Origin of the sequence: Roseivirga sp. UBA1976 (assembly GCF_002336325.1) — a bacterium.
Taxonomy (GTDB): Bacteria; Bacteroidota; Bacteroidia; order Cytophagales; family Cyclobacteriaceae; genus Roseivirga; species Roseivirga thermotolerans.
On the sequence record NZ_DDDQ01000086.1, the window covers coordinates 984 to 12562 of the forward strand.

Here is an 11579-nt window from a genome sequence, read left to right on the forward strand (position 1 = left end):
TTCAGCATCTTGTCAATCTTTGAGGAAGACCCTGAATCAAGTCCAGGGTGACGACATTAAAAAACAACGTCATGCTGAACTTGTTTCAGCATCTATTGATTCTTTGAGGAAGACCTTGAAACGCGTTCAGGGTGACGACACAATAAAACAACGTCATGCTGAATTTATTTCAGCATCTATTTTATCGCTGAAAAAGACCCTGAAATAAATTCAGGGTGACGTATCTTTGAACCTTGCATCATAGCAATACCCGGTACGCAATACTCATTACGCCAAATGCTCGAAATCCTCTACCAAGACTCCCACCTCATAGGCATTAACAAACCCCATGGTCTGCTGGTACATCGCTCCCCTATTGCTACCAACACCGATACTTATGCTGTGCAAGAGCTTAGAAATCAAATCGGTCAACACGTGTACCCCATCCATAGATTAGACAGAAAGACCTCGGGCGTTTTACTCTTCGCGTTGAATAAAGAACTGATAACGGATTTGATGGTGCAGTTTGAACAACACTCCGTCTCCAAAATTTATTGGGCCATTTTGCGAGGCTACACGGATGATGTAGGCACTATTGACTATGCCTTAACCAACGACAAAGACAAAACTCAGGAAGCAGTAACGCATTACAAGACGTTGGATAGAACTGAAATTGCAGTTCCATTTGGCAAGCATCCTACATCAAGATACTCGTTGGTTGAAGCCAAACCCGAAACCGGAAGAATGCATCAACTAAGAAAGCATTTTGCTCATATTCTGCATCCAATTATTGGCGACAGGCCTCATGGCTGCAATAAACAAAACAAGCTCTTTTTGGAAAAATGGAACATGAACACCATGCTCTTGCATGCTTGTTCATTAAGCTTCAGACATCCAATTTTGAGCCGGGAGATTCAAATACAGGCTTCTCCCCAGCCTGAATTTTTGAGAATGTTTCGAACACTCGGGTTTAAGCACCCACTTGGGTTTTATTAAGCTTTTTCTTTATACGGAATTCGTTTTAGGATATGCTTAATCACTGCCACCCTGGCGGTGGTTTTTCGGTTGGCCCGTAGAATTATCCAGGGGTTTCTGTCAGTATTAGTATGGGCAAACATGCGCTCTTTGTATTGGGTATATACATCCCATAGCTCCTGCGCTTTGGCATCAACCGGAGACATTTTCCATCTTTTCAATGGATTAGAAGCAATATCTTCGAACCTGTTGGCCTGCTCACCTTTGGTAATGGAGAAGTAGAATTTCATGAGAATAATGCCATCGTTGGTGATCATGTTCTCAAAGTCGTTCACCTCACTCATAAAGCGTTCATACTCTTCCTGACTACAAAAGCCATTCACCGGCTCCACAACAGCTCTGTTGTACCAACTTCTGTCAAAAAGAACAATCTCTCCCGGGTTAGGCAACCGGGTAATATAGCGCTGAAAATACCACTGCCCTCTCTCCTGTTCGGTGGGTTTTGGAAGGGCCACAACCCGGTAGTTTCTAGGATTCAGGTGGTGAGTCACCCGTCTGATTGCTCCCCCTTTTCCGGCCGCATCACGGCCTTCGAACAGAAGACAAACCCGCTTGTTATTTTTAATCACCCACTGCTGCATTTTAATAAGTTCTACCTGCAGGTCTTCGAGAGTTTTTTCATAACGCACATAACGCAACACTTTCTCGGGGTTAATTTCATCGCCCTGTGCCAGCAATAGTTTTATGGCCTTATTGGTATTAAGAAGCCTTAGCTCCTTTTCTGAAAACATATACTTCTTATCCATTATACCAGGTGATAAATTGAACGGTGAAACCTCATTACCACATTCGGATCGGGCAACACGGTGGTATTGGCACTTTCCTTACCATCATATTCAAATTTGGAAAGCACATAGCGAATACTCTCCAAGCGGGCTATCTTCTTTTTATTGGTTTTAATAATGGTCCAGGGGCTAAATGTGGTGTGCGTTCGGGCAAACATTTGCTCTTTGTAGTAGGTATATTTCTCCCACATTTCCTGTCCCTTTTCATCAACCGGGCTCAACTTCCATTGTTTAAGTGGGTTGTTTCTGCGGTCTTCGAACCTCCGGTGCTGTTCTTCTTTGTTAATGGAAAACCAGAGTTTAATTACATGAACCCCATCCTCAAACAACATATGTTCAAACTCAGGCACCTGACGCATAAATTGTTGATACTGCTCCTCGCTGCAAAATCCCATTACCGGCTCTACCACAGCCCTGTTGTACCAGCTTCGATCAAAAAATACTATTTCGCCAGCATTGGGCAGCTCCTTGATATAGCGCCTAAAATACCATTGCTTTTTTTCCAGATCGGTTGGCTTGTTAAGAGCTACCACGCGTAACGAACGCGGGTTCATGTGCTCGATAAATCTCTTTATAGATCCCCCTTTTCCGGCAGCATCACGGCCTTCAAAAATTATTGCCACCCGCTGCTGCGTTTCGGCCACCCATCGTTGCCATTTCACCAGTTCAATCTGTAGTTGTTCCAACTGTCGCTCATACTCCAGATTAAAAAGGGCCTTGCTGTAATCTCTATTCTTACTCTGCAATACTGCTTCAAGGTCGGCCCGTGTCTTAATTTTATTAAAATCAGCGTTGGTCAGCCTTTTAGAAGCCTGTAGGTTATTATTAATAGAGTCGTCTGTTATTAAAAACTCGCTCATGGGGTTACTTATCAGGGGCGACTAATATAGAAAAAACTACTAAAGAACAGCCCTATTTAAGAATTATAGCACCTTATTATTATCAAAGGTATGCCTCACTTTACATGAGCCCTAAAAGTAAGTACCTGAGTTGGGTTATTGGGATCGTTGGTAAAGACGGCCAGCGTCTTTTTTTCAAGTCCGCTCCGGTTGGTAGCATCAAATGTCACTGTCAATACGGTACTGCTTCCAGGCTGTAATTTGCTTTCGGCCAAAGAATACGTGAGGCAGGTGCAGTTAGTCTCCAACTGCTCTATAACCAACTCTGCATTGCCCACATTGGCCAGCACTACCTCTACTTCTCTTACCTGCCCTTTTTTAACCTCTTTGAAATCGTGATTAATTAAGCTGCTGGTAAAGATTGGTCGCTCGTGAACCACAGAATCGGCCTGTACCGGAGGGGGTAAAAGGGTGAACTGTATGGGAAGGTTGGCCAATGTTTTTCCCTCATTGATAAGCTCAAGATTATACCTTTGGAAGCCTGAAGGAGCCTTTTTGCCCGATAGTACGGCTATGGTCATGTGACCAAACTGATTGTGTTTTATTAATTTAGGTTCAAAAGTAACCCAGGTAGAATCATTGGCCTGAACATTTTCGAGCGATAAATTTTCACCACTCAGGTTGAATACATCAAAAGTTTTTCGAAGGGTATCTCCCTTATAGCCAGCCTGTAAATTGAATACATTCTCTTTTGCCCGAAAAGGCCAATGAATATTTCTATACGCTCTAAAAACATCGATTTCAGCAGCCAAAACCTGCAAACCAAATTGCATTCCGTGTAACAGAAAATCCTCACCGGCCAGCAGTTGAATCTCATATTCGTAATATCCGGGACGCTGGGCCAGGGCAATTTCAAAGGCAATGTGAGCCGTATCCCCTACAGCTAAAGAAAACGACTCCCGGCTAACCATTAGATTTCTGCTTTTGCTTACCACCCGTAAGTCGACCTGCTCATGGGTTGTATTAACCCAGGCAACCTCTTTGTGAAGGGTTCTGAACTCCCCTTCAACCACTCCCAAATCAATAAATTCTAACTCCTGCGCCCCTAATACCGTGTAAACGAGACACATAAACGAAATAAGAGTTAACCTCGAAAGCCTAGTCATATTTTCCATATGTAATATCAACCAAAATAAACGATGTTAATTTGATTTGAGCGGGTCATATTTCTTTAATTTGCCCAAAATTTTACCGATGGCAAGAATACTTACTGGTATACAGAGTTCCGGAAAACCACATTTGGGTAATATTTTAGGTGCAATAAAGCCAGCCATAGAGCTATCTAAAGATGAGGGCAACGAATCGTTCTTCTTCATTGCCGATTTACACTCTCTCACCACCATTAAAGACCCGAAAACTCGAATAGAAAACACCAATGCCGTAGCCGCAGCCTGGTTGGCATTTGGATTCGATACCAGTAAAAATACATTCTACAGGCAATCGAGAGTACCCGAAGTGTGCGAACTCAATTGGTATCTCAACTGCTTTACTCCCTTCCCTATGCTGGCCAATGCGCACAGCTTCAAGGATAAGTCGGATAGGCTTGCCGATGTCAATGCCGGACTATTTACTTACCCGGTACTTATGGCCTGCGATATTCTGCTCTACGATGCACATGTAGTGCCCGTGGGCAAAGATCAAAAGCAACACCTGGAGATAACCCGAGACATTGCCAGTGCCATTAACCATCAGTATGGTGAAATATTTGTTTTGCCCGAAGCCAAAATCGATGAGCAAATTATGACCATACCGGGAATTGACGGGCAGAAGATGAGCAAGTCATACGGCAACATCATCGATATTTTTCAGCCCGATAAGGCCTTGCGCAAGAACATCATGAAAATTGTAAGCGATAGTACTCCGCTGGAAGAACCTAAGAACCCGGATACTGACAATACTTTTGCGCTCTATTCTATATTGGCCGATAAAGAGCAAGCTAAAGCCATGAGGGAAAAATACCTGGCAGGTAATTATGGCTACGGCCACGCCAAACAAGAACTCTTTGAGCTGATTGTTGAAAAATTTGCCAGGGAAAGAGCCCTATACAACGATTACATGAACAACCTCGATGAATTGGAGAAGCAGCTCTCTATTGGTGAGGAAAAGGCCAGAGTAATTGCCAGGGAAGTATTACAGCGATTTAAAAAAGCCATTGGTTTTGCCTAGGTCTTGCTTTCAAGGCACATTTTCCGCCCAGCTTTGCACCAAACATGGCGTTGCTGCGTTGAATTAGCAGATTTAAGCACCATGAAGAATTTTATAATCGCCCTTGCTTCTGTACTGATAGTTTCGGCTTGCGACAATTCAGGCGATGCCGAATTTACCGGCAACCAAATTAGCTATCAATTAATACCCGGCAATGTTCAGGGCAACGAAACCACAGGCACATTGCTTATTCGTGAACGAACCGGTGGAGTGGCTCAGATAGAAATTACCCTAAACGGTGTGTTTAACAATGCCAATCACCCGGCACATTTACACTACGGAAGTCTCGAAGATAACGGCAGTATAGCCACCATGCTCAACCCGGTAGTTGAAGTTGACGGTGTAGGCCAAAGTATAACCCTATTGAGTAAACTGGAGAATGGAGAGTCTATTACCTATAGTGATCTTCTAGTGTTTGATGGAAGCGTCAAAATTCACTTTGAGGCCTCTGGCCCTATGAAAGATGAAATTTTGGGAGCCACCAACATTGGCATTAACGGCACACAAAACCAGAGCTACCTGAATGGAGACAGGTCTATAACCCTCTGTAATTCAGAATTCTAATCTATCGAACTACCAATCGCTTAGTCATTTGTCGGTTTTTGCTGGCAATTCTGAGCACGTAAGTACCGCTGGCCATTTGCGGAAGATCTAACTCTTCTATAGACTCGCTTGCCACCGTATACTCCCAAACCACCTGACCCCACAAATTAATTAATAGCAATTGTGCTCCGGGCTCTAAAGTAGCTCCCTCCTCCACCAACAGCTTCACATAGCTTCCCGATGGTGCAGGGTTTGGATATACTTTAACAGACATGGGTTGGCCTTCATGGTTAACCACATCTACCCCTACCACTTCCGAATAATCAGAAGCTCCATTAAAATCTACCTGTTTAAGGCGATAAAAGACATGGCCGAAGCCGGGGCTTTGGTCAGTAAACTGATAATGAACCGGTGTGCCAGAGCTGCCCTGCCCGTCTACGGTGCCAATGGCTTTAAAATCGTAACCTGTTTTGGAGCGTTGAATCTCAAAATAACTATTGTCTACCTCGCTCGAGGTAGTCCAGTATAGTTTTACCTGTCGGTTGACTGCTTTTGCTTTGAATTCGACCAACTCTACCGGCAGTCTTTGCATGTTGTTATCCATGGCATAAAGTACTCCCCAGTTATCTCCATTGTTGATGGTGGCTGTATTATTTACTGCATTCACCGTACCTTTTTGGGCCCAGTCCATAAATGAAGACCCTATTGGCTGCCTATACAAAGTAGCCACCAGATTAGATTCCGTACCCACCACATCGCCATCAATATAGGTATAGCTGGCACTAAAGTTAGGAGCGGTTATGTCATTGCCTGTCAAAGTCCAGTATCTGGATATATAGTCAGCCGCAGCCGTACCGTCATCATCCCCCCCCTGAGCGGTGTTGCTTGTACTTCGATTGGGGTGAGCCGCATCGGTTACGCTAAACTCTACATATGGATTGGCTCCAAGTGTGGCCGAATGCACCACAAAAGAGCCAATGGGCGAATAGTTGTTATTGTCTCCAATAGGTAGACTCAGGTCATCTCCAAAACCACTATAGTATTTTCTGACCACTCCCGATCCATTTTGCCGAATCCAGTTGCTGCTGCTTCCTCCGGTTATGGAAGCTCCTGTGGCCAGTTCCAGATCGAAACTCCCCAACACAGGGTCTCCTTCCGTAATGGTCAACACACCATTCACCCGAACATCAGCCACTAAGTTGAGGCGTTGATAGTCTCCCGTACCCAGGTTTACCACCACATTGTAGTAATCATTGGCGGTGCTGGTGGTAGTTCGCCATTGCTGACTATGGGTGGTGCCTGCCCAAACTACGGTATTGCCTGTTGCGGAAGCAGTAAAGTTGGTAATCGTAAAATTAGAACCCGAACTATTGTTTCCTGAATAGGTAAATGTTGCTCCGGTTCCATTAATAAAGCTGCCGGAACCTGTAAGGGTATTGCTCACTGTTAGCTGGCCTGTATTGGTATAACTAGCCGGACTGTTAATCACTATGTCGCGTATGGTAAGCGGGTTACTGCCCCCAATGGTGCCTGAGCTACTGGTGAGGGTATACACGCTACTTCCGTAACCGGGATCTCCTGTAAAGGTGCCGTTATTGGTAATATTTCCACTGATTGTAATATTCAGCGGTTGAGTCACATTCCAGTTACCACCAGAATTAACCAACACAGAACCCACAGACTTTGTACCGGTAGAGCTGTTAAAGGTCATTGTACCATCCAGCTCCGCAGCCCCCGTCATGGCCAGGTTTACGGAATTAATAAAAAGCTCTCTACCGGAAGCCACGTATAATGAATTGCCCGAAAGCGATCCTCCTGTAAAATTAGCTGCTCCGGCATTGAGATTAAACGCCCCTCCAACAGAAATAGCCGCTCCATTGGCTGTGACATTCGCACCAGAGCCCACATTAAAATCGCCAGTAGTTGTCCAGGTACCTTGCGAAAGCGTGAGAGATACATTTTGCAAGCTTACCGACCCGGCATCGATGGTAGATGATGCTCCGTTGAGAAAGAAGTCTCCTCCCGTTACGGTTATGGCTCCTGTTACATTCACATCGCCATTGTTATGGTCATACTCTCCGGCCGAAAGATTCATATTACCTCCAATATTCACCACAGCCGAAGCATTATCGGGAGTAAGTTCTCCCCCACTTATATTCACATTATTACCAATATTGAGAGTTACGGCATTGACTTGTAAAATACCACTTTGAATAGTTAGGTCATTACCCACCGTAAGGCTGCTACCAAAGCTCAGGTTGCCACTCGACTTGTTCAATACCAGATTGTAATAGTTACCTGAAAATGCCGTAGGATTGCCATAGCCCGTATAGGTGATGGTATTTCCAGTAGCCGCTGCATTAAAGGTTGTTACGGCAAAAGGCCCACCATTTTGCAACTCCAGCTGGGCGCCAGCACCATTTGTAAAAGCACCCGTTCCGGCCATGCCGTCTCTAATCTGTAGATTACCGGTATTGGTATAATTGGATGGACTGTTGAAATTGGCTTGAAAAAGACTAATAAGCCCGGAACCGCTAATACTTCCCGAAGCAGAATTGAAGTTAAATTGTGTGCCGTAGGCCGTATTGGTAAATGTACCATTATTCACCAGGTTTCCGGCAAAATTATATGTACCGCTTGAGGCATTCATGGTCATAGAGCCTCCACTGTTGTTTTGTACATTGCCCAAAAAATTAAAAGTATTGGATGAGCCGTTGAAGGTGGCTGTACCACCATTATTCACAGTCAAATTCCCGCCAATAGTCCATGTAGAGCCGCTACCGGCATTTAAGAAACTACCGGCAGAGTTTACAGTTACTGCTCCAAAGGTGCGTGTTCGGGAAGAACCTGAAACGGATATGGTTCCGTTCACTGAGGTGGCTCCTGCGGTTTGAAAAGTCAGTGCACCTATATTGAGTGTAGCCCCCGAATTTACTGTGAGAGACCCCAGGTTATCGAATACATGATTGGTATTAAAACCCGACAGAGTAAAAGTGCCGGTTGCTGTTACAGAGCTATTAATAGTAAGGGTACGGTTGCCGCTATAGTTAATGGTGCCCGACTGTAAAATGAGCACATTGCAATCTTCATTGTTAGATATGGTAATGGTATGGCCCGATTGTATTGTCACCTGATCATCTCCATCCGGTCGACCATTGGCATCACTACCGCTTACCAGCGTCCAGGTATTTCTATCGCGCCATTGCCCAGACCCTGCAGAAACAAACACCCCTTGCGCCTGAGCCATATGGGCAAGCGCAATCAGAAGCAATAAACCGATTAAAGACTTCGACATTTAGGTGAAATAATACAAGCCGCTGACATGTACGAAAACCGCGCACTTTCAGATGGACTTATGACCAAATTTCTTTTGTTTTTTTAACGACAAAAAATTGTATTTGAAAAGTGTCGCTATAATTACCTGAACGGCAACAAACACCCTACCTGCATAGTTCGAAATTTACCTTATTTTTGGGCTGTATTGCCCTTTTTAGGACTTTCAACACCACAGAAAATTTGGAATAAAACCATATCGAATGAATCCATTACTGACAATATCAAATTCGCTAAATAATCCACCTGCATTTTCCAAAATCACCAATGATCATTTTAAACCTGCTTTCGAACAACTCATTGAAAAAGCAAAAGCAGAAATTGATAAAATCGGTGCATCAGAGGCGCAACCTACCTTTGAAAACACCATTGAAGCGCTGGAGTTTGCCGGTAAAGATCTGGATAGAGTAAGTGCCATATTCTTTAACCTGAACAGTGCTGAAACCAACGATGAAATGCAGGCGATTGCCCGAGAGGTATCACCCATGCTTACTGAGTTTTCAAATGACATATTGTTGAATGAACAGCTTTTTAAGCGTGTTAAAACTGTTTACGATCAACAAAACAGGGAAGACCTATCACCCGAAGCCCAAACTCTGCTCGATAAAACATACAAGAGCTTTACAAGAAACGGAGCTTTACTTTCCGATGAAAAGAAAGCCACGCTTAGAAAAATTGATGTTGAACTAGCTCAGTTATCTCTGGAATTTGGGGAACACGTTTTGGCAGAAACCAATAAATACGAATTGGTTCTTGAAAATGAAGCCGATTTGGCCGGTCTGCCCGACCAGATTAAAGAACAAGCTGCGGAAACCGCAGAAAACAAAGGCTATCCGGGTAAATGGGTGATTACCCTTGAATACCCCAGCTATGTGCCATTTATGACGTATTCGGCTCGAAGAGACCTGCGCGAAAAACTAGCGAAGGCTTTTGGCTCTAAGGCTTTTAAAGGCGATGATTTAGACAACCGGGAGATTGTAAAGCAAATTGTGAAGCTCAGGAATGAACGTGCAAAACTACTGGGCTATAAAACTCATGCTCATTTTGTATTGGAAGAGCGCATGGCCCAATCGCCAGACAAGGTGATGGATTTTTTAAGTGAATTGGAAAAATATGGTAAGCCCGGAGCTCGCAGAGATGTGGAAGAAGTGGCTGCGTTTGCTCAAAAGCTAGATGGCCTGGAGAAGTTAGAAAAATGGGACTTTGCCTACTATTCTGAAAAGCTCAAGAAAGAAAAATATAATGTAGACGATGAGCTTTTAAAGCCCTATTTTCAGTTAGAGCATGTGGTGGAAGGCGTTTTTAAAACTGCCGAAAAGCTTTTTGGAATTCGTTTTATCGAAAACCCATCGATAGACCGTTACCACAAAGACGTAACCGTTTATGAGGTAAAAGATGAAAACGACAATGATGTAGCTACTTTCTATGCCGACTTTTTTCCCAGAGCAGGTAAACGTGCCGGGGCATGGATGACCTCATATGCGGGACAGTATAAAGATGAATCGGGCAATCATCGTCCATTGGTTTCAATTGTGTGCAACTTCACTAAGCCAAGTAAAACCACCCCCTCCCTCCTTACCTTCAATGAAGTAACCACCTTGTTTCATGAATTTGGACATGCCCTGCACGGTATGTTGGCCAATGGCACCTACGAGAGCCTTTCCGGAACCAGTGTGTACTGGGATTTTGTGGAGCTACCTTCTCAACTCATGGAAAATTGGTGCTATGAAAAAGAATGTCTCGACCTGTTTGCACGCCATTACAAAACCGGTGAAAAAATTCCACAGGAGTATATTGAACGCATTAAGGAGAGTGCCAGCTTTATGGAAGGTTATCAAACCATGCGCCAGCTAAGCTTTGGTATGTTAGATATGGCCTGGCACGGTACAGAAAACCTCGAAGTAGAAAATGTGGCAGCCTTTGAAAGTGACATTATGAGTAAAACCGATGTTCTGGCACCCATTGAAGGCACCAATATGAGTTGCTCCTTCTCTCATATTTTTCAGGGAGGCTATTCGGCCGGATACTATAGCTACAAATGGGCCGAAGTGTTGGATGCAGACGCCTTTGAATACTTTAAGGAACATGGCATTTTCAACCGTAGTATTGCCGATAAGTTCAAAGAGCATGTGCTTTCGGCCGGTGGTTCTGAACACCCAATGAAGCTATACAAGCGCTTTAGAGGTCAGGAACCCGATGTGAAGGCACTATTGAGAAGAGCCGGATTACTTCAATAGAACTTGAAGCAACCACCTGCATACATATTGCCCATTATTGTATTGGCTCAATTTGCCGGCACTTCACTTTGGTTTGCCGGCAATGCCATTTTACCACAAATTCAGGAATCGTGGGGGCTTCCCCCCAATAGCATTGCTCTGGTTACTTCCAGTGTAATGTTAGGCTTCATTAGCGGCACACTACTGTTCGCACTAAGCTCTCTAGCCGATCGGTTCAGTGCCTCTAAGGTGTTTTTTATATGTGCCTTGCTGGGTGCAGCACTCAATGGTGCCGTACTGTTTACAGGACAGTCGTTCGAATTGCTCCTGTTGTTTCGTTTTCTCACAGGTATTACCCTGGCCGGGATATACCCGGTGGGGATGAAAATTGCCTCCGATTGGTTTGAAGGCCGATTGGGCAAGGCCTTAGGTTATTTGGTCGGTGCTCTGGTCATGGGTTCTGCCTTTCCACACTTACTCAACCACCTGGGGGGCGGCTATGACTGGCAACCGGTAATGATTGGAACTTCCACCCTTGCCGTTTTTGGGGGAACGCTCATTTTCTTTTTTGTGGGCGATGGTCC

At 44.4% G+C, this 11579-nt stretch carries 10 protein-coding genes; 6 read left to right on the forward strand and 4 right to left on the reverse strand.

Annotated elements, in window-relative coordinates; all coding sequences use genetic code 11:
• The coding region (locus tag B3763_RS08255) for a hypothetical protein (RefSeq protein ID WP_286745605.1) at positions 1–208 on the forward strand (208 nt) is incomplete at its 5' end.
• Positions 209–276: 68 nt separating this feature from the next.
• On the forward strand, positions 277–975 hold the full coding sequence (locus B3763_RS08260; RefSeq protein WP_286745607.1) for a pseudouridine synthase: 699 nt from the start codon (positions 277–279) through the stop codon (positions 973–975).
• On the opposite strand, the gene ppk2 (B3763_RS08265) is transcribed toward B3763_RS08260, so the two are convergent.
• The 3 genes from ppk2 (B3763_RS08265) to B3763_RS08275 form a co-directional block, all read right to left on the reverse strand.
• Positions 972–1760, reverse strand: a complete 789-nt coding sequence (gene ppk2 / locus B3763_RS08265; protein WP_189631109.1) for a polyphosphate kinase 2 — start codon at positions 1758–1760, stop codon at positions 972–974. The two genes, B3763_RS08260 and ppk2 (B3763_RS08265), sit on opposite strands and share 4 nt — an antisense overlap.
• Complete coding sequence (gene ppk2 / locus B3763_RS08270) at positions 1760–2659, reverse strand: polyphosphate kinase 2 (protein WP_189631108.1); 900 nt, start codon at positions 2657–2659, stop codon at positions 1760–1762. The genes ppk2 (B3763_RS08265) and ppk2 (B3763_RS08270) overlap by 1 nt, the downstream gene beginning before the upstream one ends.
• Positions 2660–2754: 95 nt before the next feature.
• A complete protein-coding gene (locus B3763_RS08275) occupies positions 2755–3804 on the reverse strand; it encodes a DUF1573 domain-containing protein (RefSeq protein WP_286745610.1) in 1050 nt (349 codons plus the stop codon).
• Between the two features lie 88 nt (positions 3805–3892).
• Between B3763_RS08275 and trpS the strand changes: the two genes are divergently transcribed.
• Together trpS and B3763_RS08285 are read left to right on the forward strand one after the other, a co-directional pair.
• Positions 3893–4864, forward strand: coding sequence for a tryptophan--tRNA ligase (trpS, locus tag B3763_RS08280; protein ID WP_286745612.1), 972 nt, complete (start codon positions 3893–3895; stop codon positions 4862–4864).
• Positions 4865–4945: 81 nt separating this feature from the next.
• Positions 4946–5467 (forward strand): hypothetical protein, encoded by a 522-nt coding sequence (locus B3763_RS08285; RefSeq protein WP_286745614.1) that lies wholly within the window; start codon positions 4946–4948, stop codon positions 5465–5467.
• A gap of 1 nt (position 5468) precedes the next feature.
• On the opposite strand, the gene B3763_RS08290 is transcribed toward B3763_RS08285, so the two are convergent.
• Positions 5469–8741 (reverse strand): T9SS type A sorting domain-containing protein, encoded by a 3273-nt coding sequence (locus B3763_RS08290; RefSeq protein ID WP_286745616.1) that lies wholly within the window; start codon positions 8739–8741, stop codon positions 5469–5471.
• Positions 8742–8982: 241 nt separating this feature from the next.
• Between B3763_RS08290 and B3763_RS08295 the strand changes: the two genes are divergently transcribed.
• Both B3763_RS08295 and B3763_RS08300 read left to right on the forward strand, forming a co-directional pair.
• The gene (locus B3763_RS08295; RefSeq protein WP_286745618.1) at positions 8983–11016 is read left to right on the forward strand and encodes a M3 family metallopeptidase; all 2034 of its coding nucleotides are present in this window, start codon (positions 8983–8985) and stop codon (positions 11014–11016) included.
• Positions 11017–11019: 3 nt separating this feature from the next.
• A partial coding sequence (locus B3763_RS08300; RefSeq protein WP_286745620.1) for an MFS transporter occupies positions 11020–11579 on the forward strand: 560 nt, incomplete at its 3' end.

What these genes read in the sequence shown, in the direction of transcription:
- B3763_RS08260 (WP_286745607.1), top strand. Translation starts at nt 277, where the DNA reads ATGCTCGAAATCCTCTACCAAGACTCCCACCTCATAGGCATTAACAAA.
- ppk2 (WP_189631109.1), bottom strand. Translation starts at nt 1,760, where the DNA reads ATGGATAAGAAGTATATGTTTTCAGAAAAGGAGCTAAGGCTTCTTAAT.
- ppk2 (WP_189631108.1), bottom strand. Translation starts at nt 2,659, where the DNA reads ATGAGCGAGTTTTTAATAACAGACGACTCTATTAATAATAACCTACAG.
- B3763_RS08275 (WP_286745610.1), bottom strand. Translation starts at nt 3,804, where the DNA reads ATGACTAGGCTTTCGAGGTTAACTCTTATTTCGTTTATGTGTCTCGTT.
- trpS (WP_286745612.1), top strand. Translation starts at nt 3,893, where the DNA reads ATGGCAAGAATACTTACTGGTATACAGAGTTCCGGAAAACCACATTTG.
- B3763_RS08285 (WP_286745614.1), top strand. Translation starts at nt 4,946, where the DNA reads ATGAAGAATTTTATAATCGCCCTTGCTTCTGTACTGATAGTTTCGGCT.
- B3763_RS08290 (WP_286745616.1), bottom strand. Translation starts at nt 8,741, where the DNA reads ATGTCGAAGTCTTTAATCGGTTTATTGCTTCTGATTGCGCTTGCCCAT.
- B3763_RS08295 (WP_286745618.1), top strand. Translation starts at nt 8,983, where the DNA reads ATGAATCCATTACTGACAATATCAAATTCGCTAAATAATCCACCTGCA.